The organism is Halomonas sp. E19 (genome assembly GCF_052439355.1).
Classification (GTDB): Bacteria; Pseudomonadota; Gammaproteobacteria; order Pseudomonadales; family Halomonadaceae; genus Halomonas.
In genome coordinates, this window is the sequence record NZ_JBNFWU010000001.1 from 2,329,388 (window position 1) to 2,354,555 (window position 25,168).

At 68.1% G+C, this 25,168-nt stretch carries 20 protein-coding genes and 10 pseudogenes; 9 read left to right on the forward strand and 21 right to left on the reverse strand.

Annotated features, from left to right (window positions below; all coding sequences use genetic code 11):
- Positions 1-7 precede the first annotated feature (7 nt).
- Complete coding sequence (locus ACUDAL_RS12215) at positions 8-688, reverse strand: methyl-accepting chemotaxis protein (protein ID WP_444678317.1); 681 nt, start codon at positions 686-688, stop codon at positions 8-10.
- A complete protein-coding gene (locus ACUDAL_RS12220; RefSeq protein ID WP_444678318.1) occupies positions 597-2,096 on the reverse strand; it encodes a nitrate- and nitrite sensing domain-containing protein in 1,500 nt (499 codons plus the stop codon). Before ACUDAL_RS12220 ends, ACUDAL_RS12215 begins: the two co-directional genes overlap by 92 nt.
- Before the next feature lie 258 nt (positions 2,097-2,354).
- On the opposite strand from ACUDAL_RS12220, the gene tsaD reads away from it, so the two are divergent.
- Positions 2,355-3,392 (forward strand): tRNA (adenosine(37)-N6)-threonylcarbamoyltransferase complex transferase subunit TsaD, encoded by a 1,038-nt coding sequence (tsaD, locus tag ACUDAL_RS12225; RefSeq protein ID WP_444678319.1) that lies wholly within the window; start codon positions 2,355-2,357, stop codon positions 3,390-3,392.
- A 2-nt stretch (positions 3,393-3,394) separates the two neighbouring features.
- On the opposite strand, the gene plsY is transcribed toward tsaD, so the two are convergent.
- Positions 3,395-3,985 carry a glycerol-3-phosphate 1-O-acyltransferase PlsY gene (plsY, locus tag ACUDAL_RS12230; protein WP_444678320.1) on the reverse strand — a complete coding sequence of 197 codons (591 nt, stop codon included), beginning with the start codon at positions 3,983-3,985 and terminating at the stop codon, positions 3,395-3,397.
- A gap of 131 nt (positions 3,986-4,116) precedes the next feature.
- Here plsY and folB point away from each other — a divergent pair.
- The 3 genes and pseudogenes from folB to ACUDAL_RS12245 form a co-directional block, all read left to right on the forward strand.
- Positions 4,117-4,473, forward strand: a pseudogene (gene folB, locus ACUDAL_RS12235) (dihydroneopterin aldolase); the annotation flags it as partial.
- A gap of 7 nt (positions 4,474-4,480) precedes the next feature.
- Positions 4,481-4,977, forward strand: a pseudogene (gene folK, locus ACUDAL_RS12240) (2-amino-4-hydroxy-6-hydroxymethyldihydropteridine diphosphokinase).
- Between the two features lie 60 nt (positions 4,978-5,037).
- Positions 5,038-5,967, forward strand: a complete 930-nt coding sequence (locus ACUDAL_RS12245; protein ID WP_444678321.1) for an exopolyphosphatase — start codon at positions 5,038-5,040, stop codon at positions 5,965-5,967.
- A gap of 15 nt (positions 5,968-5,982) precedes the next feature.
- Here ACUDAL_RS12245 and ACUDAL_RS12250 read toward each other — a convergent pair whose 3' ends face one another.
- The 8 genes and pseudogenes from ACUDAL_RS12250 to ACUDAL_RS12285 all read right to left on the reverse strand — a co-directional run bounded on the left by ACUDAL_RS12250 (position 5,983) and on the right by ACUDAL_RS12285 (position 13,844).
- Positions 5,983-7,131: a polynucleotide adenylyltransferase gene (locus ACUDAL_RS12250; RefSeq protein ID WP_444678322.1), complete on the reverse strand. Its 1,149-nt coding sequence runs from the start codon at positions 7,129-7,131 to the stop codon at positions 5,983-5,985.
- Complete coding sequence (gene glpE, locus ACUDAL_RS12255; protein WP_444678323.1) at positions 7,118-7,447, reverse strand: thiosulfate sulfurtransferase GlpE; 330 nt, start codon at positions 7,445-7,447, stop codon at positions 7,118-7,120. Before glpE ends, ACUDAL_RS12250 begins: the two co-directional genes overlap by 14 nt.
- A 101-nt stretch (positions 7,448-7,548) precedes the next feature.
- On the reverse strand, positions 7,549-8,376 hold the full coding sequence (locus ACUDAL_RS12260) for a symmetrical bis(5'-nucleosyl)-tetraphosphatase (protein ID WP_444678324.1): 828 nt from the start codon (positions 8,374-8,376) through the stop codon (positions 7,549-7,551).
- A 48-nt stretch (positions 8,377-8,424) separates the two neighbouring features.
- On the reverse strand, positions 8,425-8,823 hold the full coding sequence (gene apaG / locus ACUDAL_RS12265; protein ID WP_444678325.1) for a Co2+/Mg2+ efflux protein ApaG: 399 nt from the start codon (positions 8,821-8,823) through the stop codon (positions 8,425-8,427).
- Positions 8,820-9,630 (reverse strand): annotated as a pseudogene (gene rsmA, locus ACUDAL_RS12270) (16S rRNA (adenine(1518)-N(6)/adenine(1519)-N(6))-dimethyltransferase RsmA). The gene apaG and the pseudogene rsmA overlap by 4 nt, the downstream one beginning before the upstream one ends.
- Positions 9,631-9,655: 25 nt before the next feature.
- Positions 9,656-10,719 (reverse strand): annotated as a pseudogene (gene pdxA, locus ACUDAL_RS12275) (4-hydroxythreonine-4-phosphate dehydrogenase PdxA).
- Positions 10,719-11,384, reverse strand: coding sequence for a SurA N-terminal domain-containing protein (locus ACUDAL_RS12280; RefSeq protein WP_444678326.1), 666 nt, complete (start codon positions 11,382-11,384; stop codon positions 10,719-10,721). The pseudogene pdxA and the gene ACUDAL_RS12280 overlap by 1 nt, the downstream one beginning before the upstream one ends.
- Before the next feature lie 45 nt (positions 11,385-11,429).
- The gene (locus tag ACUDAL_RS12285) at positions 11,430-13,844 is read right to left on the reverse strand and encodes an LPS-assembly protein LptD (RefSeq protein ID WP_444678327.1); all 2,415 of its coding nucleotides are present in this window, start codon (positions 13,842-13,844) and stop codon (positions 11,430-11,432) included.
- A gap of 165 nt (positions 13,845-14,009) precedes the next feature.
- Here ACUDAL_RS12285 and ACUDAL_RS12290 point away from each other — a divergent pair, with 165 nt between their 5' ends.
- From ACUDAL_RS12290 to ACUDAL_RS12300, 3 genes and pseudogenes are all read left to right on the forward strand, one after another.
- Entirely contained in the window at positions 14,010-15,050 is a 1,041-nt protein-coding gene (locus tag ACUDAL_RS12290; protein WP_444678328.1) for an aminoglycoside phosphotransferase family protein, read from the forward strand.
- Positions 15,047-15,714, forward strand: a pseudogene (murU, locus tag ACUDAL_RS12295) (N-acetylmuramate alpha-1-phosphate uridylyltransferase MurU). The gene ACUDAL_RS12290 and the pseudogene murU overlap by 4 nt, the downstream one beginning before the upstream one ends.
- 65 nt (positions 15,715-15,779) lie before the next feature.
- Positions 15,780-16,198, forward strand: a pseudogene (locus ACUDAL_RS12300) (OsmC family protein).
- 177 nt (positions 16,199-16,375) lie between these two features.
- Here the strand turns inward: ACUDAL_RS12300 and coq7 are convergent.
- From coq7 to phaR, 6 genes and pseudogenes are all read right to left on the reverse strand, one after another.
- Positions 16,376-16,941 (reverse strand): annotated as a pseudogene (coq7, locus tag ACUDAL_RS12305) (2-polyprenyl-3-methyl-6-methoxy-1,4-benzoquinone monooxygenase); the annotation flags it as partial.
- A gap of 164 nt (positions 16,942-17,105) precedes the next feature.
- Positions 17,106-17,450: a histidine triad nucleotide-binding protein gene (locus ACUDAL_RS12310; RefSeq protein ID WP_444678329.1), complete on the reverse strand. Its 345-nt coding sequence runs from the start codon at positions 17,448-17,450 to the stop codon at positions 17,106-17,108.
- A 162-nt stretch (positions 17,451-17,612) separates the two neighbouring features.
- Positions 17,613-18,480: pseudogene (locus ACUDAL_RS12315) on the reverse strand (phosphoribulokinase); the annotation flags it as partial.
- Complete coding sequence (locus ACUDAL_RS12320) at positions 18,480-18,920, reverse strand: acyl-CoA thioesterase (protein ID WP_444678330.1); 441 nt, start codon at positions 18,918-18,920, stop codon at positions 18,480-18,482. The gene ACUDAL_RS12320 and the pseudogene ACUDAL_RS12315, both read right to left, overlap by 1 nt.
- Before the next feature lie 35 nt (positions 18,921-18,955).
- Positions 18,956-20,248, reverse strand: a pseudogene (purD, locus tag ACUDAL_RS12325) (phosphoribosylamine--glycine ligase).
- 160 nt (positions 20,249-20,408) lie between these two features.
- Entirely contained in the window at positions 20,409-20,900 is a 492-nt protein-coding gene (phaR, locus tag ACUDAL_RS12330; protein WP_444678331.1) for a polyhydroxyalkanoate synthesis repressor PhaR, read from the reverse strand.
- Positions 20,901-20,992: 92 nt separating this feature from the next.
- Here phaR and ACUDAL_RS12335 point away from each other — a divergent pair.
- Positions 20,993-21,702, forward strand: a pseudogene (locus ACUDAL_RS12335) (16S rRNA (uracil(1498)-N(3))-methyltransferase).
- A gap of 11 nt (positions 21,703-21,713) precedes the next feature.
- Here ACUDAL_RS12335 and rloA3 read toward each other — a convergent pair.
- Complete coding sequence (rloA3, locus tag ACUDAL_RS12340) at positions 21,714-22,328, reverse strand: retropepsin-like aspartic peptidase RloA3 (RefSeq protein ID WP_444678332.1); 615 nt, start codon at positions 22,326-22,328, stop codon at positions 21,714-21,716.
- 154 nt (positions 22,329-22,482) lie between these two features.
- On the opposite strand from rloA3, the gene ACUDAL_RS12345 reads away from it, so the two are divergent.
- Complete coding sequence (locus tag ACUDAL_RS12345) at positions 22,483-23,067, forward strand: hypothetical protein (RefSeq protein WP_444678333.1); 585 nt, start codon at positions 22,483-22,485, stop codon at positions 23,065-23,067.
- Between the two features lie 45 nt (positions 23,068-23,112).
- Here the strand turns inward: ACUDAL_RS12345 and ACUDAL_RS12350 are convergent, their stop codons facing one another.
- The 3 genes from ACUDAL_RS12350 to ACUDAL_RS12360 all read right to left on the reverse strand — a co-directional run bounded on the left by ACUDAL_RS12350 (position 23,113) and on the right by ACUDAL_RS12360 (position 25,161).
- Complete coding sequence (locus tag ACUDAL_RS12350; RefSeq protein WP_444678334.1) at positions 23,113-24,390, reverse strand: lytic murein transglycosylase; 1,278 nt, start codon at positions 24,388-24,390, stop codon at positions 23,113-23,115.
- A 104-nt stretch (positions 24,391-24,494) separates the two neighbouring features.
- The gene (gene mnhG / locus ACUDAL_RS12355) at positions 24,495-24,899 is read right to left on the reverse strand and encodes a monovalent cation/H(+) antiporter subunit G (RefSeq protein ID WP_444678335.1); all 405 of its coding nucleotides are present in this window, start codon (positions 24,897-24,899) and stop codon (positions 24,495-24,497) included.
- Complete coding sequence (locus ACUDAL_RS12360; protein ID WP_444678336.1) at positions 24,892-25,161, reverse strand: monovalent cation/H+ antiporter complex subunit F; 270 nt, start codon at positions 25,159-25,161, stop codon at positions 24,892-24,894. Before ACUDAL_RS12360 ends, mnhG begins: the two co-directional genes overlap by 8 nt.
- Positions 25,162-25,168: the final 7 nt, after the last annotated feature.

The following is a 25,168-nucleotide window of genomic DNA, read 5'->3' on the forward strand; positions in this document are numbered from 1 at the left end:
GAAACTGCTACTTCGGCAGCTGCCGCTGATGCCACGCCTGGCACAGCGGCTGCGCCTCGGCTCGCCCTTTGCCGTCTCGCTTCGCCGTGCCATCCTGCTCCTGGCGCTCAGGCCAGCGCCGGCAGCGGCTTCTCCCAGGAGCCGGCAGCGAGGAGGCGGCTTCGGGTTCGCACCGCTCACGCTGTCCCAGGACGAAGGCGTTCATCAAGGCATTGAGGTGCTCGGCCTGCTCGCGCATGTCGGTAGCGGCGTTGGAAGTCTGCTCCACCAGAGCGACGTTGCGCTGGGTGTTGCCATCCAGTTCGCCGACAGCCTGGTTGACCTGAACGATGCCTGCGCTCTGTTCGCGGGCGCCGGCGCTGATCTCGGCAATCACCGCACTGACCCGCTCGACGCTGGTGAGTATCTCCTCCATGGTCGCGCCGGCATGCTCCACGATCTGCGCCCCACGCTGGGTATTCACTACCGAGACATCGATCAGCTGACGAATCTCGTGGGCGGCATTGGCGCTGCGGCTGGCCAGGGTGCGCACTTCCTGGGCCACCACGGCGAAACCGCGCCCGTGCTCGCCGGCGCGGGCCGCCTCCACCGAGGCGTTAAGGGCCAGGATGTTGGTTTGGAAGGCGATGCTGTCGATCAGCGTGATGATCTCGCCGATACGCCCCGCAGACGTACTGATGTCTTCCATGGTGCCGCCCACCTCCTGCATGGCAGCCTTCCCCTGCGGGCCACCTCGGCGGTGGACTGTGCCAGCGCGTCCGCCTGCTGGGCCGAGTCGGCGCTATGGTTGACCGTCGCGGTGATCTGCTCCATGGAAGCCGAGGTCTCCTGCAGGCTCGACGCCTCCTGCTCGGCATGGGTGGCCAGGGTCTCGCTCCCTGGGCGATCTCCTCGGCGCTGAGATAGACCCGCTGGGCGCTCTCCTTGACGTCCAGCAGCAGCCCCTGCATGCGCGCCGCAAAGGCATTGAACTGGGCAGCGAGGCTACCGATCTCGTCATGGTGAGTCACACTCAGGCGGCGCGTCAGGTCGCCGTCGCCTTCGGCAATCTCGCGCATGGCCTGCGCCGTCTGGCGCAGCCGCAGTACGGTGCTGCGCCCGATCGACACCGCCACCAGCACCACCAGCCCCGCGATCACGGCGGCTATCACGCCGTTGCGCACCAGGTCGCGCCGAGCGCCGTCGCGCAGCCCGGCCACCAGCGCCAGTACGCTCTCGGCGACGGTATCCTCGACGACCTTGAGACGATCGATCTTGACCGACTGCCACTCGAACCAGCGCTCCGGGTCGATGCCGAAGCCTTGGCGAGCGGCACTGAGCAGCACCGTTTCCCGAAGCGCTTCCAGCCGCTCGACCTCAGGGCCGGCCAGCTGAGTAGCGAGCAGCGCGCGCTGCGACGAGGAGGCGAGGATCTGGAAGGTGCTCAGCTGTGCGTCCTGGGCACCGATCAGCGAGACGAAGCGCTGGTACGCCTGACCATCGATGCGGTCCGCTCCGAACGCGCCCGAGAGTAGCGCCCGCTCGATGCCGGCCAGCTCCTTGGCGCGCAGCAGGCTGTAGTAGGCTGCCAGGCTGCGAGTGGTCTGCGCCTCACCGGTGACATGGGTGAGCCGCCCCACGATCCCGATCAGCTCGGCGTTGAGCTCGGTATAGCGGCCGGTCACCTCGGAGGCCGAGGCCGCGTGGGCATCCACCCGTTGGCGAAGTGCGGCCAGACCGGCAAGGTGATCACTGACGACCCCCATCGTCTGCCAGGCAGGATCGCTGCCATCGCCCTGCCCCAGCGCCTGCAGTCGCGTTTCGAAACGCTCGATTCGTCGGTCTGTCTGCGCTCGCTGCGCCTGCAGCTCGGCGCCGTACTGGCGCCCCTGGGTACCAAGAAAGATGGCACTACCGCCCCGTTCGCGCTGCAGCTCATGGACCAGATCACCGGCGGTCAGGGCCAGGCCGGTGAGTTGGTGCAGCTGGCTCATGCTGCTGGCAAGCTGCAGACGCTCTACCACCTGCAGGCCGGCGAAGCCTCCCATGGCCAGCAGCGGCAGCATCAGCGCCAGCAGTATCTTGTGGCCGATGGAAATATGACGAAACAGGTGCATGACGATCCCCCGAGACGCGCCGGCAGCGCTCTGCCAAGCTTGTTATTGTTGTTCCCAACCCCGCAGCCTAGGCCAATACCCAATTTTCCCCATGATTCAGATCAAGTTTTCCGATAACACTCCAGCCTCGACCGGAGGCAAGGCGTTGAATGGCGCCCAAACTCAGGGCTTGCTTTTCCGCTCCCGGCACTAACGCCAGCCGAGGCTCCGGTGAGTTTGCTAGAATGTCCGCCTCCCACTTTTTCATGAGCCTGAACCATGCGAGTCCTTGGCATCGAAACCTCCTGCGATGAAACCGGCGTCGCGATCTACGATACCGAGCGTGGCCTCACCGCCGACGCGCTCTACAGCCAGGTGGCCATGCATGCCGAGTTTGGCGGCGTCGTGCCCGAACTCGCCTCTCGCGACCATACCCGCCGCCTGCTGCCGCTGATCCAGCAAGTGCTCGACGGTGCCGGCATCAGCTGCCACCAGCTCGATGCCATCGCCTACACCGCCGGGCCCGGCCTGGTCGGTGCGCTGATGGTCGGCGCCAGCACCGCCCACGGCATGGCGCGCGCCCTTGGCATTCCGGTGCTTGGGGTGCATCACATGGAAGGCCACCTCATGGCGCCTATGCTCGAGGAGGCTCCGCCGGCGTTTCCCTTCGTCGCCCTGCTGGTATCCGGCGGGCATACCCAATTGGTGGAGGTGCAGGGCCTGGGCCGCTATCGGCTGCTAGGCGAGTCGGTGGACGATGCCGCTGGCGAAGCCTTCGACAAGGCCGCCAAGATGCTGGGGCTGGCCTATCCCGGCGGCCCGCAGGTGGCTCGCCTGGCCGAAGCCGGCGACCCGACGCGCTTCCGCTTCCCGCGGCCCATGACCGACCGTCCCGGCCTCGACTTCAGCTTTTCCGGGCTCAAGACCCACACCCTGACCACCCTGCGCCAGCTCGAACAGGCCGACGATCTGGACGACCAGGCCAAGGCAGACGTGGCGCGGGCCTTCGAGGAAGCGGTGGTAGATACACTGGTGATCAAGTGCCGGCGCGCGCTGGACGACACCGGCCTGAAGCGGCTGGTGATGGCGGGCGGCGTGAGCGCCAACGCGCGGCTGCGCGAGCGCCTGGAGTACGAGGCGGGCCAGCGCGGTGCGCAGGTCTACTACCCGCGCGGACGCTTCTGCACCGACAACGGTGCGATGATCGCCTACACCGGCGCCCAGCGGCTGCTGGCCGGCGAGCACGATGTCGTAGGCCAGATGAAAGCGGTGCCGCGCTGGCCCATGGAAAGCCTGCTGCCGCCTGCCAAGCCCTAGGCTCAATGCAGGCTGGGTTCGTCACCCCGGCCAAGACGGCGAATATTGAGCAGATGGCGCAGCAGTACCAGGCCGGTGAAGACCAGCACTACCCCCACGTAGGCCGGGGCCAGCCATAGGCTGGCCAGCGGGGCGACCGCGGCGCTGGCCAGCGATGCGATCGCCGCGGTGCGCACCTTCCACGCCAACAGCGCCCACAGCAGGGCACAGCACAGCGCCACCCAGGGCGTCAGCACCAGCATGACGCCAAAGGCGCTGGCCACCGCCTTGCCCCCGCGAAAACGATGCCAGAGCGGAAAGCTGTGACCCAGCAGCACGGACAGCCCGACCATGCCCTGTGCCCAGGGCGCCAGCCCCAGCGCCATGGACAGCCACAGTACCGGCATGCCCTTGGCGGCATCCAGCAGCAGGGTCAGGGCGGCCAGCCCTCGCCCATGCAGGCGCAGCACGTTGGAAAAGCCGGGGTTGCCGGAGCCCGCCCGGCGCGGGTCGCCCACGCCAGCCAACCGACATACCCACAGCGCCCCCAGCCAGGAGCCGCACAGGTATCCCAGCAGCATCAAACTCAGCAGCAGTCCTGCCTCTAACGTCACGCCACCCGCACCTCCCTGGTTAATGCCCCGATTCTGCCAGCCCCGCCGCCACGGGAACAGCGCCGTGCGCTGTCCTCGCCGAAAGCGCTCACGTACAATCGGACTCCCTAAAGCCGACACGGAAGCCGCCCATGGATTGCGTACTGATCGAATCGCTCGAGATCGAGACGGTCATTGGCGTCTACGACTGGGAGCGCAGCCTACGCCAACGTTTGGTGCTCGACCTGGAACTGGCCACCGACATTCGCCCCGCGGCGGCAGCGGACGATCTGGCGCTGACCCTGGACTATGCCGCCATCAGCCAGCGCATCGCCCGCTTCGCCGAAGCACATGACTTCGCGCTGGTGGAAACCTTCGCCGAGCGCCTGGCGGCGCTGCTGACGACAGAGTTCGCCATTCCCTGGCTGCGCCTGACCGTGCGCAAGCCCGGCGCAGTCGCCACGGCCGCGGCCGTCGGCGTGCGCATCGAGCGCGGCACGCGGCCGGAGGCCCCTGATGGCCCTGGTCAGCGTCAGCATCGGCAGCAATATCGAGCGCGAATACCATGTGCAGGCCTGTCTGGCGGCGCTTGCCGCCACCTTCGGCCACCTGGCGGTATCGCAGGTATACGAGAGCGAGCCGGTAGGCTTCGAGGACGGGCGCAATTTCTACAACCTGGTGGTCGTCTTCGACAGCGACTGGTCGGTGGGCGAGCTCCAGGCCTGGTGCAAGCGCATCGAGCGCGAGCACGGCCGACGGGACGGCACGCCCAAGTTCAGCCCGCGCACGTTGGACATTGACCTGCTGACGGTGGGCGACCTGGTCGGCGAGCACGACGGTGTCATGCTGCCACGCGACGAGATCCTGCATCACGCCTTCGTGCTGCTGCCGCTCGCCGAGCTGCTGCCCGACACCCCCACCCCGTAGCGGGACGCCGCTACGCCGAACTGTGGTCCGAATTCCGGGCGGACAACCAGCGCCTGTGGCCCGTTACATTAGTTAGCAATAGTTAACTATTGCGGTAGACTCACGCGCAGTGCACTCGAAAAACCGACAACAAGAAGGAGTCGGCAATGTCCGCCAAGTTTCGCCTGGTCACGCGCAGCGATTTCGACGGTCTGGTCTGCGGAGCCCTGCTCAAGCACCTCGACCTGATCGATGACATTCTCTTCGTCCATCCCAAGGATATGCAGGATGGCAAGATCGCCATCGGCGAACGCGACATCACCACCAACCTCCCCTATGTGGCCGGCTGCCACCTCGCCTTCGACCACCACCTGAGCGAGACGCTGCGCAACGTCGATCGCGCCGACAACCATGTGATCGACCCCGAAGCCCCCTCGGCGGCACGGGTGGTGTGGCGGCACTACGGCGGCCACCAGGCGTTTCCCCAGCGCTGGGACGACATGATGGAGGCGGTGGACAAGGGCGATTCGGCCCAGTTCAGCCGCGACGAGGTGCTCGACCCGCAGGGGTGGGTGCTGCTCAACTTCATCATGGACGCCCGCACCGGGCTCGGCCGCTTCCGCGACTTCCGCATCTCCAACTACCAGCTGATGATGAAGCTGATCGACTACTGCCGAGATCACTCGATCGAGCAGATTCTCGATCTGCCCGACGTGCGCGAGCGCATCGACCTTTACCGCGAGCACGGCAAGCTGGCGCGAGAGCAGATCGAGCGCTGCGCGCGGGTGCACGACAAGCTGGTGGTGCTAGACCTGCGCAACGAAGCGACCATCTACGCGACTAACCGCTTCGTCATCTATGCGCTCTACCCCGAGTGCAACATCTCCATCCACGTGCTGTGGGGCCTCAAGCAGCAGAACACCGTCTTCGCCATCGGCAAGTCGATCCTCGATCGCAGCAGCCGCACCAATGTCGGTCAGCTGTGCCTGGAGTACGGCGGCGGCGGGCACTTCAACGCCGGCACCTGCCAGATCGACAACGATCAAGCCGAAGCCCGACTGGGCGAGATCATCGCGCGTATCAACGCCGACGGCTGAGCCTTCCCGAGCTGGCTACGGCGCCTCCAGCTCGGCCTCGATGATGGCCCGGCGCCGCCGGGCCAGCTCCTCGCCCAGCGCCCCGCCACAAAAGCCTTCCGTTACCAGCGCCTTCGCCTCTAACGCCGCGGCCTTGGCCCAGGCGCGTGCGAGCCGATTAGCCAGCTCAGGGGCGTCCAGTGCCATCAGCGCCAGCAGCGGCGAGACCCGCTCGCTGCGCCGCCAGGCATCGATGCCGCCGAACCAGGCCTCCACCGCATCGGCATCCGCCGCGGCCAGCTCGCGCAGCTGCCGCGTCAATGCCGCCTGCCGCCCCAGGTCACGGTAGGCCCGCGGCAGGCGCAGCCGTTCAGCCAACGCGTCACGGGCTGCATCGTCGAGATGCTCGACCAGCCGCGCCCAGCGCCAGCGTGGCCGCTCGGCGTCGGCAAGTTCGGGCGGCAGCCGCGCCATTCTCGCCAGCGCCCGGGACAGCGTCGCCGTATCACGGCTCAGCTCGGGCATCAGCACGTCTAGCGCTCCGCACGCCGCCAGGGTGTCGAAATAGACCGCCGGCTGCGGTTCCCCCAGCGCCTTTTCCGTCTCGGTCCAGACCCGCTCGGCTACCAGATGACCAATTTCGCCGCTCTGCACCAGCGCCTGCATCAGCCGCTGCGTCTCCCCGGCGATGACGAAGCCGAGCGAAGCATAGCGGGCCAGGAAGCGCGCCGTGCGCAGCACGCGCAGCGGATCCTCGACGAAGGCCGGCGAAACATGTCGCAGCACCCGCGCCTCTAGGTCCGCCAGGCCGCCGTAGGGATCGATCAGCTCACCCTCCGGCGTCTCGGCCATGGCATTGAGGGTGAGGTCGCGCCGGGCCAGGTCCTCCTCCAGCGTGACCTCGGGGCTGGCATGCACCTCGAAGCCGGTATAGCCGTGGCCCGACTTGCGCTCGGTACGCGCCAGGGCGTACTCCTCATGGGTATCGGGGTGCAGAAAAACCGGAAAGTCGCGCCCTACCGGGCGAAAGCCGCGCCGGCGCAGCTGCTCTGGGGTGGCACCCACCACGACCCAGTCGGTGTCGGCGACGGGCCAGCCCAGCCGGGCATCGCGCACCGCACCGCCGACGCGATAGACCGCCAGCCCCTGCAGGCGGCGGTCGCATGCGGCGTCATGCGGAGTCACGATCGATCCGCTGAGGGTGACGGTGCGCCCATTCGGTGAAGCCGCCGTCGAGACTGTAGACCGTGTCGAAGCCCTGCCCGGCCAGCCAGGCCGCCGCCTGCTGGCTGGAGTGGCCGTGGTAGCAGACCACCACCAGTGGCTGGTCGCGCGGGGCGGCCGCGAGCAGTGCCGCGACGCTATCGTTATCGAGGTGGGCGCTGCCGGGAATATGGCCCGCACCGAAGCTCGCCGGGTCGCGGATATCGACCAGCGTCAGCGGTTTTTCGCGCTCGAGCCACGCCTGCAGCGTGGCGATATCGAGGTGGTGAAACGCCATGGGGCTCTCCTTTCTGGCTTTGCGCTCTTGTCGCCTTTGCTTGTCGCCTTTGCTTGTCGCCTTTTCTTAACGCCCTGCTTGGCGCTCTTTTGCTCCGCCGTTCAGCGGTGCTGGCGGCTGGGAACCTGCAGCCGCTCGCCCGTGGTCAGGTTCAGCGCAGTCAGGCTGCCGCCCCACACGCAGCCGGTGTCCAGGGCTTCGGCCCGCACCCTGGCGCCCGGTGCCTGACCCTCCAGGGCCGCCCAGTGCCCGAACACCAGGCGGGCGTCGTCTTGGCGTGGATAGCAGAACCAGGGGGCGAAGCCTGCGGGGGCGCTGTCGAGCCCCTCCTTGGCGTGGAAGTCGAGGCAGCCTGCCGCGTCGATGAAGCGCATGCGCGTCAGCACGTTGACGATGGCGCGCAGCCGGTCGATGCCTTCCAGCTCGGCCTGCCAGCAGGCCGGCTGGTTGCCGTACATGCGCTCGAGGAAGGCGCCGCTGCGCTCGCCGCAAAGCGCCTGGGCCACTTCCCCGGCGAGCGCCTCGGCCTCGTCGAGCGACCACTGCGGCAGCAGCCCGGCGTGGGTCATCACGGTGGCATCCTGGCCGGCTTCGGCTGCGCGCACCAGCAGCGGCTGCGCCTGCAGCCAGTCAAGCAGCGCCTCGCGGTCGGGCGCCTCCAGGATGCCGCCAAGGGTATCCTTGCGATTGAGCCGCGCCCCGCCGCGGGCCACCGCCAGCAGATGCAGGTCATGGTTGCCGAGCACCGTCCGGGCGGCATCGCCCAGGCGCTGCACTTCGCGAAGGCAGTCGAGCGAGGCCGGGCCGCGATTGACCAGGTCGCCCGCGACCCAGAGGCGATCGCGGCGCGGCTCGAACTCGATGCGCTCGAGCAGCTCGACGAATTCCGCGTGGCAGCCTTGCAGGTCTCCAATGGCGTAGGTGGTCATGACTCTCCCTTTTCTCTGCTCTACGACGCGCGAATCCCTGGGCGGCGCTCAGTGAACCTGGCTGGGGTTGGCCAGGCGAAACGGCGCAATGGCTACCTCGAAGGGGCGCTGGGTGGCCGTCTCGATGCAGGTGTAGGCACCCTCCATCACGCCTACCGGGCCGTCGAGGATGGCACGGCTGGTGTAGCGAAAGGTCTGGCCGGGGCCGATCAGCGGCTGTTGGCCCACCACGCCCTTGCCGCGCACTTCCTGCACCTTGCCACTGCCCTGGGTGATTTTCCAATGACGTGCCAGCAGCTGAACGCTGTGCGCCGAGCGGTTGTGGATCGTCACGGTGTAGCTGAACACGTAGCGCGACTCACCCGCCGAGGACTCCTCCTCGCGAAAGGTGGGCACCACATCGACGAAGATCTCCTCGGCGGGCGCCGTGCCGGTCGGCTGGGTCATGGCCTCACCTCCGCGTCGGCCAGATGGTTGGCGATGCGCACGTACTCGTCGATGCCAAGCGTCTGCGGTCGGCGCGCCGGGTCGATGCCCAGCCCCTCGAGCGCTTCCGCCTCGACCAGCCCCTTGAGGTTATTGCGCAGGGTCTTGCGCCGCTGGGCGAAGGCCTGGCGTACCAGCTGGAACAGCAGCGCCTCGTCCTTGGCGGGATGCGGCAGCGTGGCATGGGGAGTCAGTCTGACGATGGCCGAATCGACCTTGGGCCGCGGTACGAACGCCTCGGGCGGCACGAGAAACAGCGAGTCCACGCGGCAGCGATACTGCGCCATGACCGACAGGCGCCCCCAATCGGGTCCGCCCGGCTCGGCGGCCAGGCGTTCGACCACTTCCTTCTGCAGCATGAAGTGCATGTCGGCGATGGCATCGCCGGCATCGAGCAGATGCGCGATCAGCGGCGTGGAGATGTTGTAGGGCAGGTTACCCACCACGCGCAGCGCCGCACCTCGCCGCGCAGCGCGCGAAAGTCGAACTTCAGCGCATCGCCTTCATGAACCACGAAGCCCGGCTGGTTGAAGAACTTCACACGCAGCCCCGGCACCAGGTCGCGGTCCAGCTCGATCACCTCGAGGTGGCCGTCGGCGGCCATGAGCAGCGGCTCGGTCAGCGCCCCTGGCCGGGCCCGATCTCCACCAGGCGATCGCCCGGGCGCGGCTGGATGGCCCGCACGATACGCGAGATGATGCCGGGATCGCGCAGGAAATTCTGACCGAAGCGCTTGCGGGCGCGATGGACGGGCGGGCGCACAGCCATGAAAGTGTCCTTGTCGTGAGGTTCTTCAGGAGTTAATTGCACCGCGCCGCGCCATGTCGGCGGCCAGCGCCACGGCTACGCGCAGGCTGCCGGGATCGGCCACGCCTCGCCCGGCCAGGTCCAGCGCCGTGCCGTGATCGACCGAGGTACGCACCAGCGGCAAGCCCAGGGTGATGTTGGCGGCGCGGCCGAAGCCGGCGTACTTGAGCACCGGCAGGCCTTGGTCATGATACATCGCCAGCACGGCATCCGCCCCCGCCAGGTGGCGCGGTGTGAACAGGGTGTCGGCCGGCAGCGGCTCCTCCAGGTGCAGCCCCTCCCGGCGCAACCGCTCGAGGCATGGCGCGATGACGTCGAGCTCCTCGCGGCCCAGATGCCCCCTTCGCCGGCGTGGGGATTGAGCCCGCAGACGGCGATGTGCGGTGCCTCGATGCCGAACCAGCGCTGCAGGTCGTCGTGCAGGATCCGCAGGATGCGTGCCAGCCCCGGCCCGCTGATCGCCTCGGCGACCTCGCGCAGCGGCAGATGCGTGGTGGCCAGCGCCACCCGCAGCGCCTTGCCCTGCGCCCATTCCGGCTGCCGTGCATGCAGCGCGCTGTCGGTGGCCAGCATCATCACGACCTCGTCGACGCCACAGGCATCGCGCAGGTATTCGGTGTGGCCGCGAAAACCGGCGTGGCCGGCATCGAGAATCACGCCCTTGTGCAGCGGCGCGGTCACCATGCCGTCGGCCTGCCCGCTGCGGCATGCCGCGATGGCCACATCGAGGGTCTCGAGCACGTAGGCCGCATTGCCCGTGGCTAGCCGCCCCGGCCGGCTCGGCTCGCGCAGCGCCACCGGCCACACCGGCAGCACGCCCGGCCGATGGGCCGGCACCGCCATGCCTGGCGCCAGCACCGGCAGCGCGACCTCGAGACCCAGCAGGGCCGCGCGCTCGGCCAGCAGCTGCGGGTCACCCACCGCCACCAGCGCGGCCGGCAGCGTCTCGGCGGCGGCCAACTGCAGGGCCAGCTCCGGGCCGATGCCGGCCGGCTCGCCGGTGGTGAGGGCCAGCACGGGAGACGGCGACGGGGGCTGCGGGCGAGCCATCAGCGCCCGCTGTTCAGGCGGTTGTCGACGAACGCCTCGGCGCGGACCTCCTGGATCCAGGCGTCCAGCGCTTCGTTGGCCTTGCGCTGGAACACCTGCTGGCGCGCCTGCTCGCGGCTGACCGCCCCGCCCTGCTGCTCGATGAAGCGTTCCACCTCGCGCTCGCTGACATTGACGCGGCTGCCCACCTGGCGCTGGTGCAGCTCGTGCAGCAGCATTTCGCGGCGCACCTCTTCGCGCACCGCCGCCATGGTCAGGCCGTCAGCCTCCAGCGCGTCGGCAAACTGGTCCAGGGACATGCCGTTGCTTTCGGCAATGGCACGCATCTGGCGGTTCAGCTCGGTATCGTCCACGCGCAGGCCGGCGTTTTCGGCCAGCTGCAGCTGGATCTCCTCGAGGATGATCTGCTCGAGCACATGCTCACGCAGCATGGCCTCGGGAGGCAGGCCCTGGCCCTGGGCGGCGATCTGGCTGCGTGCCTGGGCCAGCCGCTCGGCCAGCTGGCTGTGCATGATCGCCTGCTGGTTGACCACCGCCACAATGCGGTCCAGCGACTGCCGCTGCACCGGCTGGAAGTCCTGGGCCTGGGCCGCCAGCGGCACGCCGCCCAGCCAGATCGCCGCGGCCAGGAGCGCCCCCAGGGCGGCATTTCGCGGTGTGCGCATGTCGTTCATTCCTCTCATGGTGATGCGTGTCATAGTGTCACGGTGCTAGAAAGCCGTGGCCCGGTAGCCGGGAATGGCGCGTTCGAAGTAGTTGCCGGCATCGCCGCCCACCCCGCCCAGCCCCTTGAGGACGAAGCGCAGGAACAGGCCACGCTCGGTGGTATCGTTGTCGATGCGCGCCGAATCGTTGTTCTCGACCCACTCGCGCCACACGAGCTGCACGCCGTAGCAGCAGTCGTTCCACTGCACCCCGCCGAGCTGCTCGAGGAAGCGGCGGTTGGTGTGGTCGTAGACCGCTCGCCCGATCAGGTCGACCCGATGCGACGCCTTCCAGGCGAACGACAGGTCGTACTCCTCGCGGTTGTAGTTGCGGTAGTCGTCATCGCCGGGCTGCAGCGAGGGGTCGAAGCCTTGGAGCTCCCAACGGTAGCCGAGGTTCACTACGTGGCCGGCCGGGCTGCGATAGTGCAGGTTCAGCGACGTGCTCTCGGTGCGCTGCAGGTGGTCGTCGTAGAGCCACTCCCAGCGGCTGCGCCAGGCGTCGGTCATGCGCCAGTCGAGCCGCGCCACCAGCGGCGAGCGGTCGCGGGTAGCATTGTAGTAGCGCATGAAATTGCCGCCCGCCTCCGGCGCACGTGGCAGCGTATCGGGGTCGCCGTTCATGTCGATGAAACGGTCGTCGAAGTAGAACGCCTGCCCCACGCCGACGGCCAGCCGCTCGCGCCCGCGGGCGTCCTCGATCAGGCGCGAATCGAGGCCCACCGACAGCCGGTTGAGATCGCCCACCCGGTCGGCGCCGGAGAAGCGATACGGCGACCACAGCTGGTTCCACGAGAAGGCACGCTCGCTGGCGTCGAAGCTCGGGAACTCGCTCTGGTCGCGGGCCGGCACATAGGCGTAGTTGAGCCGCGGCTCCAGCGTCTGGCGATAGTCGCGCCCGCCCAGGTCCAGCTCGCGCTCGAAGACCAGCCCGCCATCGATGGAGGAGACCGCCACCGCCCGCTGGGGTGCGGTGTCGCGATCGGTGTCGCGCGCTCCGTAGTCGAGGTCGTAGGCGGTGTAGAGCCACTCCACCCGCGGTTCGAGGTGGCCCCAGCTCTCGTCGAAGCGCCAGCCGCTGGCCGGCGAAAGGTGCAGGCGGCTGCCTGTCGCCGCCTCGCGCAGCGGCACGCGGTTGGGATCTACGTCGCGCCAGAAGTAGGTCAGGTTGGAGCGCCACTCCTGGTAGATCCCTGCCGGAAGCGTCCAGCGCGAGCTGGCGGTCAGGCTCGGCAGGCGGTAGAAAGGCTTGTCGCTGTCGCGCAGCGGGTCGTCCAGGCGCTGGAAGCCTTGGGCCCGGGCGTCGAGCCGCCACTGCTCGCCCTGGTAGCCGATCTGGGCCAGACGCTGCAGGTTGTCGGGGTCGTCGCCGAAGACACTGCCGAAATCATTGAAGTAGCGCCCGTCGCTGGCGGCGCCGTAGCGCAGGTTATAGCGCGTGCGCGCATCGAAATAGCCGCTGTGGCGATAGTCGAGGTACCAGCGCTCCTCGCCTTCGTAGCGCCGCGACGGCGTGCCCGGCTCATCCGTGCCGCCGCCGTCATTGGCCAGGTAGGCCCCCTCCAGCTGCCCGGCATCGGTGGGGAAGAGGTAGCGATACTCGCCGCCCAGCAGTAGGCCGCGATCGCTGATCCAGCGCGGCGTCAGAGTGCCATCCTGGTTGGGCGCAATGTTCCAGTAGAACGGCGTGGAGAGTTCGTAGCCCCCGCTGGAGACACCCAGTTCGGGCCACAGGAAGCCGGTATGACGGCGGTCGTCGATGGGAAAGCGCACCCAGGGCCAGTAGAAGACCGGCACCTGGCCCAGCTCGAGGCGCGCATGGCGTGCGGTGCCGAAGCCGCTCTCGCGGTCGAGCACCAGGTCGCTGGTGGCCAGCCGCCACAGCTCGTTGCCGGGCTCGCAGGTGGTGAAATTGGCCGACGAGAGCCGGAAGCGGCCATCCTCGAGCCGCGAGAGCTGCAGCGCGCTGCCGCGCAGGAATTCGTCGTGGAGCACGTAGTGCGCCGAAGCGATGCGGGCTTCATCACTGACCAGCGAGACCTCGGCCTCGGCGCCGCGCACCAGCAGGTTGAGGTCGCGCAGCGCCAGAGGCCCTTCGGCATGGGCGGTTTCGCGGCTGGCCGGCACGCTCACCCGCGGCGATTCGAGCTGGCTGTCGCCACGCCGCAGCACCACCTCGCCGGCCAGGGTCACCTCGCCCTGCTCGCCGTGGTAGGCCGAATCGGATTCGGTCTGCACCAGGTCCGACGGCTCGGCGGCGGGAAGCCGGTAGGCAGGCATCACGTAGGTGCCGCGGCACAGCGCGCCGGCCGGGCGATCCTCGCCCCAGGGGCGCCAGTCCAGCTCGGCGGCCGGCAGGGCTCGAGTGCCGCCGCCTGCGACGTTCCCAGCGCCAATGCGGAAGCGATCAGCCCAACCCAAGTGCCACCTGCGTGTCGCTTGCCCATGTCCCTCGATGTCCTTGGCGAAGAGAATCGGTATTATACAGGCCGCATCCAGCCTGTCGTATGCTCCTTGAGCGGGTCAGCATGCGGCGGTGCCCAGCGGGCGTCAACCGCCGCCGCCCGAGACTACCGAGGAACCCGCATGCCCCAGGCCGATACTTCGCCGCGACTTGATGCCCTGCACCGCTGGGCCGCCGAGCGGCATGGACTTCCCCACAGCGCGCTCGAGCTGCGCCTGGCCGCGGGCGACGCCAGCTTTCGCCGCTATTTCCGCCTGACCCTGCCAGGCGGCGCCACGCGCATGCTGATGGACGCCCCGCCAGATAAAGAGGACAGCCGCGCCTTCGTCGAGATCGCCCGGCGCTGGCACGCCGGCGGCCTGCCGGTGCCGGTACTGCATGCCGCCGATCTCGAGGCCGGCTTCCTGGAACTGGAGGACCTCGGCGATACGCCGCTGCAGCTACGCCTGGCCGGCGAGGCCCACCCGGACACGCTGGCTTGGCACGAGCACGCCCTGGCGCTGATCCACGAATTGCAGAACCGCGCCAACCCGAACGCCCTTCCCGCCTATGATGCCGAGCTGCTGGGCCGTGAACTCGACCTGTTCACCGACTGGTGCCTCGAGCGCTGGCTGTCGCTGCCGCCTCCGCCGAGCTGGCCCGCCCTGCGCACGGCGCTGGTCGAGGCCGCCCTGGCCCAGCCGGTGGTCACGGTGCACCGCGACTACGACGCCATGAACCTGATGGTCCGCGACGATCGGCTCTTCGTGATCGACTTCCAGGACGCCGTGGCCGGCCCCATCAGCTACGACCTGATCTCACTGCTGCGCGGGCGCTACTGCCGTTTCCCGGCCGATCGCTTCGCCGCCTGGGTCGCCGCCTTCCGCCGTCGGGCCGTCGCCGAAGGCCGGCTGAGCGGCAGCCTGGACGAGGCCACCTTCCACCGCCAGGTACAGGCCATGGCGGCCCAGCGCGCGCTCAAGGTGCTCGGCATCTTCTGCCGCCTGACCCTGCGCGACGCGCGCACCGGCTACCTCGAGCGCCTGCCGCACTTCCTCGACCACCTCCAGGACAGCCTCGCCGATCTGCCCGAGCACGCCGCCTTCCGGCAATGGCTCGTCGACCACTTCCAGCCCGCCATGACGCACCGGCTGGCCCTCGCCGCCGCGGAGCCGGCGCCATGAAGGCGATGATCCTGGCGGCCGGGCTCGGCACGCGCATGCGTCCGCTGACCGACCATTGCCCCAAGCCGCTGCTGCCGGTCGCCGGCAAGCCGCTGATCGTCCACCACCTGGAGCGCCTGGCGGCGGCCGGCATCGAGGAGGTAGTGATCAACGTCAGCTACCGCGCCGAGCAGATCCTCCAGGCGCTGGGCGATGGCGCCGCCTTCGGCGTGTCGATCGCCTGGAGCCGGGAAAGCGAGCCGCTGGAGACCGGCGGCGGCCTGCGCCAAGCGCTGCCGCTGCTGGGCCAGGCTCCGTTCCTGCTGGTCAACGGCGATGTTTGGTGCGACCTCGACCCGCGCGGGCTGCCGGCCCTTGGGAGCGATCTTGCACATCTGGTGCTGGTCGACAACCCGGGCCACCATCCCGACGGCGACTTCCACCTGACCGCAGCCGGCCGCGTGCAGGCGAACGGCGGGCCGCGGCTCACCTTCGCCGGCATCAGCCTGCTCGACCCGGCACTGGTGGCCGCCCGGCCGCCGGGTGCCTTCCCCTGGCCCCGCTGCTGCGCCAGGCCATGGCGGCGGGGCGGGTCGGCGGCACCCACCATCACGGCGGCTGGGTCGACGTCGGGACGCCGCAGCGCCTGGCCGAGCTCGACCACGCACTGCGCGGCCGGGGCTGAGCGCCGCGCCGCGGGGTGCTATGCTGCGCCATCACTCGTTCACTACCTGCAAGGAAACCCAACCCATGAAAGCCAGCGTCAAGTGGACCGACGGCCGCCAGTTCGTGGCCGAGTCCGGCAGCGGCCACAGCGTGGTCATCGACGGCCCGCCAGACCACGGCGGTCGCAACACCGGCCCCGCCCCATGGAGCTGCTGCTGATGGGCATGGGCGCGTGTGCCTCTTTTGACGTGCTGGAGATCCTCGAGAAGTCGCGCGCCGAGGTAACCGACTGTAGCGCCCAGGTGGAGGCGGAGCGTGCCGATGCCGTCCCGGCTGTCTTCACCAAGATCCACGTTCACTTCACCGTCACCGGCCGCAGCCTCAAGGAGAGCCAGGTGAAGCGAGCCGTGGAGCTGTCGGCCGAAAAGTACTGCAGCGCCTCGATCATGCTGGCCAAGGGCGGTGTGGCGCTAAGCCACTCGTTCTTCATTGTGGAAGCCTGAGACGCTCCCGTCCTGACACGCCCAAAACCTGAAGCGCTCCAGTGCTAAAACGCCAGGGCCCGCCGTAGCGGGCCGCGGGCGCCTGCACGGCCATGCGGCCTAGCAGCGGTAGACGCTCTTGGTCATCACCTTGGACATCAGCGACATGCCGAACTTCACCGGCGCCGGAAAGCGAGCCCCTCCCGCCTCCAGGGCGAGCTGGGCATGGTGCGCCTCGTCGATGGCCATTTGGCGCAGCACCGCCCGCGAGCGGTGGTCACCGGGCGGCAGCCTGACCAGGTGATCCTCCAGGTGTCGCCCGACCTGCTCCTCGGTGGCGGCGACGAAGCCCAGGCTGATGCGGTCGCCGATCGCCCCGCCACCGCCCCCATGCCGAAGGAAGCGGCATAGAACAGCGGGTTGAGCACGCTGGGGTGGCTGTCGAGCTCCTTCAGCCGCTCGTCGCACCAGGCCAGGTGATCGATCTCCTCCTGGGCAGACTGCTCCATCTGCTCGCGCACTGCGGGCAGCCGTGCGGTAAACCCCTGGCCCTGGTAGAGCGCCTGGGCGCACACCTCGCCGGTGTGATTCACGCGCATCAACCCGGCGGCGTGGCGGCGCTCCTCATCCGTCATCGGCTCGTCCTGGATATCGGCAGTCACCGGCGACGGCCGCGACGAGCGGGCGGTGCCCGGAATCAGGGTCCGCATCACGGTATCGAACTGGTGGATCAGGTTGTCGGCACGGGAATAGTTGCGGTTCATCTCACCCTCTCACGATCTTGGTGCGGCATCGCTGCCTCTCCCTTGGTGACCCGCTACTGGCAGCAAACCACAGCGGCGCCACCCGCGGGGTGGCGCCGCCAGAAGCAGGTGCACCTGATGCGTCGCACGCCACGACGCGCGCGGAAGCATCCGCAGAGCGCCGGCTAGCCAGCCGGCCATGTAAAGCGTCGACCGCCCATCAGGTGCATATGAATATGATAGACCGTCTGCCCACCCTGGTCATTGCAGTTCATCACCACCCGGTAGCCGGCATCGGCAAAGCCCAGCTCACGGGCCAGCCTGGCGGCGGTGAACTGCAGTCGTCCGACCAGCGCCAGGTCGGTTTCCTCGATATCGTTGAGGGTCGCAATATGCCGCTTGGGGATGATCAGGATATGGGTCGGCGCCTGCGGGTTGATGTCGCGGAAGGCCAGGACATGTTCATCCTCGTAGACGATGTCGGCCGGGATCTGGCGCTGGATGATCTTGCAGAACAGGCAGTCTTGCATCGGCTTGTGCTCCTTGGGATCACATGGGTTGAGGGCGAGGCCGGTCCGGCGCCGGGCAAGCGCGGCGGGGCTTCGCCAACGTCATTGAGCTTAGACACGTTGACGCTTCGACACATTGATGCTTCGACGCATTACCGTTGAGACACTTTGGCACCGGCCTCGGCGAAAGCGCCGCTGAGCCAGCAGGTGACGCACCAGCGGCGCCAGGATCAGCTCGATGGCCAGCGACATGCGCGCCCCGGGCACCACCAGGGTGTGCGGGCGGCTCATGAAGGCATCCTGGATCATCGCCAGCAGCCAGGGAAGTCCACCGTCGAGGGGTCGCGAAAGCGGATCACCACGAACGACTCGGCGTCATTGGGGATGTCCTGCACCTCGAAGGGGTTGGAGGTATCCACCGTGGGCACGCGCTGGAAATTGATATGGGTGCGCGAGAACTGCGGCTGGATGTAGCGCACATAGTCGTTCATGCGCCCCAGAATGGTGTCGATCACCGCCTCCTGGGAGTAGCCGCGCAGCTTGATGTCGCGGTCGATCTTCTGGATCCACTCGAGGTTCATGGTCGGCGCCACCCCGACGAGCAGATCCACGTGGCGGGCGATATCGTGCTCGGCCGTCACCAGCCCCCGTGCAGCCCCTCGTAGAACAGCAGGTCGGTGCCGCAGGGCAGCGGCTGCCATTCGGTGAAGGTTCCGACCCGCTGGCCGGCCTCGATCATCTGCTTGTCTTCGGCGTGGATATAGTGCCGATAGGTGCCGGTTCCCTCCTCGCCGTACTCATGGAACAGCGCCTCGAGGCGGTCCAGCAGGTTGGCTTCCACGGCGAAGTGGGAGAGCTGGTCCTTGCGCTCCGGCTCCTCGCGGTAGATGCGCGCCAGTTCGTCGCGGGTATAGCGATGGAAGGCGTCGCCATCCACGAAGGCGGCATGCACGTCCTCGCGGGCGAACATGCGCTCGAAGGTGCGCCTGACGGTAGTGGTCCCGGCCCCCGAAGAGCCGGTGACCGCGATGATCGGGTATTCGCGCGACATCAGGCGCGCTCCGCCCCGGCGATGGCTTGGCGCACGCCCTCGGGAATGGCCACGCTGCGCCCTTGAGCGGGGTCGACCAGCATCACGTTCAGGCGCGCCGTGGCCACCGGCCGGCCGCCTTCGGCATGAAGGATCCGCTGGTAGACGGTCATCGCCTTGCCCGCCGGCTCGGGAATGGCCGTCTCGATCACCAGCGCATCCGGCCAGCGTGCCTCGGACTGATACTGCACCGCGAGATCGGCCACCACGCTGGGGAAGCCGCCCATGTCCCACTCGGTCAGGCCCAGGGCACCGAACGCCTGGATGCGCGCCTCGTGCAGCAGCGATACCAGGGTGTCATGGCCCAGGTGCCGGCCGTAGTTCATGTCAGTGATACGCACCGTCAGCGGATGACGGTGCAGGATGGCGGTTTCCGGAAAATCCAGCTTGATGCGTTCCATTCTCGCTCCCTGATGCTCGTAGTGGCCGGGTCCTGTCAGTCGCGCCGCGTTTCCCGTTCGATGGCCCGATAGGCGATATCGCGACGGAACTGCGCCCCGTTCCAGTGAATCTCGGCGACGCCGGCATAGGCCAGGTCGCGCGCACGGGAGACCCCTTCGCCTAGCGCCGTCACGCACAGCACCCGCCCACCGCTGGTCACTACCTGACCCTGATCGTTCTCCGCGGTGCCGGCATGGAACACCAGGCAACCGGTGGCGGCCGCTGCCTCGAGGCCGGTGATCGCGTCGCCCTTGGGATAGCTCCCGGGATAGCCGGCGGCGGCCATCACCACGCCGATCGCGGCGCGCGGGTCCCAGTCGCAGGTATGCCCGGCCAGCTCGCCACGAGCCCCGGCCAGGCACAGCTCGGCCAGGTCGGAACGCAGCCGCAGCATGATCGGCTGGGTTTCCGGGTCGCCGAAACGGCAGTTGTATTCGATCACCTTGGGGTTGCCTTCAGCGTCGATCATCAGCCCGGCATAGAGGAAGCCGGTGTAGGGATGCCCCTCCGCCGCCATGCCGTGCACCGTAGGCATGATGACCTGCTGCATGATCCGTTCATGCACGCTGTCGGTCACCACCGGGGCCGGCGAGTAGGCGCCCATGCCGCCGGTGTTGGGCCCTGGTCGCCGTCGAGGGCGCGCTTGTGGTCCTGGCTGGTGGCCATGGGCAGCACCGTGGTGCCGTCGACCATGACGATGAAGCTCGCCTCCTCACCTTCGAGGAACTCCTCGATCACCACCCGGGCGCCGGCATCGCCGAAGGCGTTGGCCTCGAGCATGTCGCGCACCGCGGCCTCGGCCTCGGCCAGGGTCATGGCCACGATCACGCCCTTGCCCGCCGCCAGGCCGTCGGCCTTGATCACGATGGGTGCGCCCTGCTCGGCCAGGTAGGCCAGCGCCGGCTCGACCTCGGTGAAGGTGCGGTAGGCCGCGGTGGGAATGGCGTGGCGCGCCAGGAAGTCCTTGGTGAAGGATTTGGATCCTCGAGCTGGGCGGCGCCCTGGGTGGGGCCGAAAATGGCCAGCCCCGCCTCGCGGAAACGGTCCACCACCCCCTCGACCAGTGGCGCCTCTGGGCCGACGATGGTCAGCGCGATACGTTCGTCACGAGCAAACGCCACCAGCCGTTCGAGCTCGCTCACCTCAATGGCCACGTTGGTCAAGCCTGGCTCGCGCGCCGTGCCGGCATTGCCGGGAGCCACGAAGACACCCTCGACCCGGGGGACTGGCTGACCTTCCAGGCCAGGGCGTGTTCGCGGCCACCGCCGCCGATGATCAGAACCTTCATCCGCTGCTCTACCTATACCGATACTGTCGGGCTGTGAAGTCGGCGCGGCGTACCGAGCCTGTCAAACGTCCAGGCGCCTTGCGCACGGCCAGGCGGCCGGCCACGGCATCCGTCCGGGGAAACATCGCGGCATTATGGCAGAAAGCCGCTGCCGACGCCGCTATCGGTCGGTAGGGTCATCCCGCTGCTTGTCGTCGCCTGGCGTGCCGGGATCCTTCTTGTCCGCCTGCCCCTGGCCGATCGCCTGCTGCCAGAACTTCATGTTCTCCTCGGCCATTTCCCGCATCAGCTCCATGGGCGAGTGACGCATGGCCTGCTGCCACTGGTCCTGCATGCGCTTCTGCTGCTCGAGCATCAGGCGCGTGCCCTGCTCCAGATAGCGCGCCAGCGGTAGCGGCTGGGCCATGTCGTAGACGCGAATGAACTGGGCCAGCAGGTCGTTGGAGAAAACCTCGGCCTCGCCGTCCGCCTGCTCCTGTTCGATGATGATCGACAGCAGGATGGTGCGGGTCAGGTCTTCACCGCTCTTGGCGTCCTCGACCCGAAACGGCTCCTCGTCGAGGATCAGGCGGCGCAGATCCTCGAGCGTCACATAGCGGCTCTGTTGGGTATCATAGAGCCTACGATTGGCATACTTGCGAATTACGCGCACAGTGGCACTCCTTGTCGGTAGGCAGGCTTGCCCTAAGCGTATTGTGCACCGCGCCACCGCCCTTGCAAAACCAACTGACTCAACGAGATGCGATGAACCTGATTCTGCTGGCCGCCGAGGATGTTCCCCAGCCGCACCTGGCCTGCGTGCGCGACCCGCGCCGCCTGCAGCACCTGCGCGAGGTTCACCGCGCCCGCCCCGGCGACTGCTTCACCCTTGGCGTGGAAGGGGCGGCGTCGGGCGCGGCACGCTGACGCTGCTGAGCGACGACGAGGCACACTTCTCCCTGGAAGGCCTGGACCAGCCCCGCCGCCGCCCCTGCCGGTGCACCTAGTGCTGGCGCTGCCCAGGCCGCGCATGCTGGCCCGCAGCCTGGAACACGTCACGGCGCTGGGAGTGAAGCAGATCACCCTGCTGCACACTCGCCGAGTGGAGAAAAGCTACTGGCAGTCGCCGGAACTCGAGGCCGAGAAGATTCGCCAGCACCTCGTGCTGGGGCTGGAGCAGGCACGTGACACGATCCTGCCCGAAGTCGAGCTGGCCAAGGGCTTTCGTCCCTTCATCGAGGACAAGCTGCCGGGACTGCTGGCCGGACGCCGTGGCCTGCTCGCTCACCCCGGCATGCCGCAGGCGTTGCCCCGCGGCATCGACGAACCCACCCTGCTGCTGGTGGGACCGGAGGGGGTTCATCCCCCACGAGGTGGCGCGACTGCTCGAAGCCGGCTGCGAGGGCATCCACCTTGGCCCCCGCATCCTGCGCGTAGAAACGGCGGTCACCGCCCTGCTTGCCCGGCTGTTCTGAACGAGCCGTGCCTAGGCCTCGTCGTCCTCGAACTCCTCTTCGTCCTCGAGCTCTTCGTCGCTCTCATCCTCGTAGCGCATCACGTCGGAGTCGGCATCGCAGCCCGGGGCCTGCAAGAAGGTGCGGGTCACATCGAGCAGCCCCAGGTGCCCGATGGTGCGACGCCCCAGCAGTATGGGATAGATCATCTCCTCGCGGTCACGCAGGCTGAACTGCTCCTCGTAGACGGTACCGCCCATGCAGATCTTCATCAGCACCACGGGACGCTCGTCGCGCCCGCCGGCGCCGCGCACGCGAATGTCGCGATAGAGCGGCAGCTCCAGCTGCTCCTCGAACGCCTCACCGCTCGCTTCATCGGTCAGCTCCAGGCGGAAGCGTACCCACTCCTCGTCGTCCCGTTCGAAGGTCTCGATGTCACGCGCATCCAGCGACGAGGTGAGCGCCCCACTGTCGAGCTTGGTCTTGACCTCGACGCCCCAGGGTTCCAGGGTGCCTTTCTCGACCCAGCCGAACACCGGCCGTTCGTCCGCCGCCAGTGAACCAGCCCAGCCGGCCAGCAGCAGGCTACCGGCCACGATCAGTCCACGCCCGGAAAATGCACGCATTGATGCGAAACGATGCTTCATACCACTACACTCCCTGTTGTGTTGCTGGTCTTGGCCCCGCCGGATGGCGGAGCGCCAGCCAGTAAGGCTCGCCGTTCGCCTGGCGGCGCTCGGCGCTGCAGAAAGGTCGTCGTCTACACTGGAAGGGTGAAACGTACCACAAGGAGGCAATACCATGCGGATGCAACGCCTGACCAAGACGGCCTTCGCCGTCTCCGCCGGCCTGGTCATGGGCAGCCTGGCGCTCGCTGCCCACGCCCAATACGATCCCCAGGGCCTCTATTCGGCACGCGCCATCTTCAATGCCGACGTGCACTTCGAATCGGCCCCCGACAGCCCGCCCAGCAGCGTCTTCGATATGCTGATGGGCGACGACAAGCGGGTCCACGCGCTGGTCATCGATACCCACGATGAGGTGGGCCAGAACGGCGACCGCCTGGTGCTCACCAATGCGCACTTCCGCCTCGTCAATCACGAGGAAGAGGGCGAGACCGCCCATGACATCATCGTGCACATCGATGCCGATGCGCTGGACGAGATGCCGCGCTACGACGCCCAGTGGTGGGATATGGCCCGCGAGCGCACGCGCGAAGTGTGGCACAGCGCCGGTGAAGGCGCCGAGAGCGCCTGGCACCAGACCCAGCGCGGCGCACACCGCGTCGGCGATGCCGCCGACGAGGCCTGGCAGCGCACCCAGGAGGGCGCTGATCGAGCCGGCCGTACCATCAGCGAAACCTTCGACCGCTGGTCGACCAACTGATTCCGATCCTGTCGGCCCCGGCAATCACGCCGGGGCCGAGTGCAGCTAGCGCTGCAGCCGCTGCAGCAGGCTGACCGTGGCGAAGCCATCCGGCGTGACGCCGATGGACTGCTGGTACCGGCGCAACCCGCTGCGTGTATTGGGCCCCATGATGCCGTCGGGGGTGCCCACATCGAAGCCGCGCGCGTTCAGGGCCTGCTGCAGCTCGCGAACCTGGCTGCGGCTCAGCGGCTGCTCATCACGCGGCCAGTCGGACTGGATGCCGCCACGCCCGGCGATGCGATCCGCCAGGGTGCCCACGGCCAAGGCATAGCTGGTGGCGTTGTTGTAGCGCAGGATGGCGCGGAAATTGGGCCCGACCAGGAAGGCCGGCCCCTGCGCACCCGCGGGCGCGATGACCGAGGCCTGGTCGAAGGCCGGCAGCGCGGCACCGCTGAGGCTGCGCACGCCCTGGTCGGCCCACTCGCGGCTCGAGCGCCGGGTGCTCAGCTCGGTCTGGGCGTAGTCGAACTGCGCCGGCAAACGCACCTCCACGCCCCAGGGTTCGCCGGGCTGCCAGCCGGCCCGCGCCAGGTAGTTGGCGGTGGAGGCCATGACATCGGGGATGCTGCCCCAAATGTCGCGCCGCCCGTCGCCGTCACCATCCACGGCGTAGGACTCGAAGCTCGAGGGAATGAACTGCGTATGCCCCATGGCCCCGGCCCAGGAGCCGACCATGCGCTCGAGGGCGATATCCCCGGCATCGATAATCCGCAGCGCAGCCATCAGCTCGCCGCGGGCGAAATCCCGCCTGCGGCCGTCGAACGCCAGGGTAGCGAGAGCCTCCAGGGTAGAGAAGTCGCCGAAGTTGCCCCCGTAATTGCTCTCGATTCCCCAGATCGCCACGATCACCTCGGCAGGCACGCCGTACTGCTGGGCCATGCGCTGCGCGGTGGCGCGGTGCTCATCGAGCTTGGCGCGCCCCTGGCTGACCCGGGCGGCGGACACGGCAGAGTCGAGGTATTGCCAGATCGGGCGGACGAACTCGGGCTGCGAGCGATCGAGCTCAATCACGCGCGGGCGATAGCGAACACCGGTCAGGGCACGCTCCAAGGTCGCCTCGCTGACGCCCTCGGCCCGGGCATCGCGCCGAAATGACGCCAGCCATGCCTGGAAATCGGCCGGTGCCGCCGGCTCGGCCTGTGGCGCTGCCGACGCCGCCTGCCCTTGGGTAGCCGTCGCGGAGGGCTCAGACCCGCTGGCCGCAGCCTCCTGGACCGGGGGACTCTGGCAGCCTGCCAGCAGCACGAGCAGCAGTGAGGCGGGTAATGTCTGGCGAATCATGGTGATGACGTTCCTAAGCCGATTTGGCACCGATAATGGCTCAGAAGCGCAAACCAGGCCAGTATCCAAGCCCCACGGAACGTGGCTTTCATGTAACGCCCGCCTCAGCGCGGATCGTCGTCGCGGGACTGGTGAATCGCATTGGCTTCGGTCTCGAGACCGCTCTTCAGCTCATGGGTCAGCGGGTCGTAATTGGGACGTAGCTCATCCTTGACGGTGCCAGCCCACAGTTTCGAGCCGACAAAGTAGCCCGCCCGGCCGATCACGTGGGCCGCCACCGGCGCCGTCATCAGCACGAACACGATGATGGCGAAGGCCCGTGCCATGACCGCCACCTCGGCGAAGTGCAGCGCCACCGCCAGCATGATCAGGATCACCCCCAGCGCTGCCGCCTTGGTGGTGGCGTGCATGCGCGTCAGCAGATCCGGCAGGCGCAGGATGCCGAGCGCGGCCAGCAGCATGAAGATAGCCCCGGTCAGCACCAGAAAGCCCTTGATCACCTCAATCATCGCGCGGACCTCCTCGCTCCAGGAAACGGGCAAAGCCGATGGCGGCGAGAAAGCCCATCAGCGCAATCACGATGGCGGCATCCAGAAAACTGGAGACATCCACCTTGATCGCATAGACCCCGACCAGGCCCACCACGATGCTGGCAAACAGCTCCAGCGCCACCACGCGGTCGGGCAGGCTAGGGCCCCGCACCACGCGCACGAATGCCAGCACCAGGGCCAGGCTCATCAGCACCTGGCTGATCAGGATCACAGTCTCCATATCACTC

What these genes read in the sequence shown, in the direction of transcription:
- rloA3 (WP_444678332.1), bottom strand. Translation starts at nt 22,328, where the DNA reads ATGAAGCATCGTTTCGCATCAATGCGTGCATTTTCCGGGCGTGGACTG.
- mnhG (WP_444678335.1), bottom strand. Translation starts at nt 24,899, where the DNA reads ATGATTGAGGTGATCAAGGGCTTTCTGGTGCTGACCGGGGCTATCTTC.
- ACUDAL_RS12260 (WP_444678324.1), bottom strand. Translation starts at nt 8,376, where the DNA reads ATGACCACCTACGCCATTGGAGACCTGCAAGGCTGCCACGCGGAATTC.
- ACUDAL_RS12215 (WP_444678317.1), bottom strand. Translation starts at nt 688, where the DNA reads ATGGAAGACATCAGTACGTCTGCGGGGCGTATCGGCGAGATCATCACG.
- tsaD (WP_444678319.1), top strand. Translation starts at nt 2,355, where the DNA reads ATGCGAGTCCTTGGCATCGAAACCTCCTGCGATGAAACCGGCGTCGCG.
- ACUDAL_RS12290 (WP_444678328.1), top strand. Translation starts at nt 14,010, where the DNA reads ATGCCCCAGGCCGATACTTCGCCGCGACTTGATGCCCTGCACCGCTGG.
- ACUDAL_RS12310 (WP_444678329.1), bottom strand. Translation starts at nt 17,450, where the DNA reads ATGCAAGACTGCCTGTTCTGCAAGATCATCCAGCGCCAGATCCCGGCC.
- ACUDAL_RS12220 (WP_444678318.1), bottom strand. Translation starts at nt 2,096, where the DNA reads ATGCACCTGTTTCGTCATATTTCCATCGGCCACAAGATACTGCTGGCG.
- ACUDAL_RS12280 (WP_444678326.1), bottom strand. Translation starts at nt 11,384, where the DNA reads ATGCGCACACCGCGAAATGCCGCCCTGGGGGCGCTCCTGGCCGCGGCG.
- apaG (WP_444678325.1), bottom strand. Translation starts at nt 8,823, where the DNA reads ATGACCCAGCCGACCGGCACGGCGCCCGCCGAGGAGATCTTCGTCGAT.
- ACUDAL_RS12360 (WP_444678336.1), bottom strand. Translation starts at nt 25,161, where the DNA reads ATGGAGACTGTGATCCTGATCAGCCAGGTGCTGATGAGCCTGGCCCTG.
- ACUDAL_RS12320 (WP_444678330.1), bottom strand. Translation starts at nt 18,920, where the DNA reads ATGGAACGCATCAAGCTGGATTTTCCGGAAACCGCCATCCTGCACCGT.
- ACUDAL_RS12345 (WP_444678333.1), top strand. Translation starts at nt 22,483, where the DNA reads ATGCGGATGCAACGCCTGACCAAGACGGCCTTCGCCGTCTCCGCCGGC.
- ACUDAL_RS12245 (WP_444678321.1), top strand. Translation starts at nt 5,038, where the DNA reads ATGTCCGCCAAGTTTCGCCTGGTCACGCGCAGCGATTTCGACGGTCTG.
- ACUDAL_RS12350 (WP_444678334.1), bottom strand. Translation starts at nt 24,390, where the DNA reads ATGATTCGCCAGACATTACCCGCCTCACTGCTGCTCGTGCTGCTGGCA.
- glpE (WP_444678323.1), bottom strand. Translation starts at nt 7,447, where the DNA reads ATGGCGTTTCACCACCTCGATATCGCCACGCTGCAGGCGTGGCTCGAG.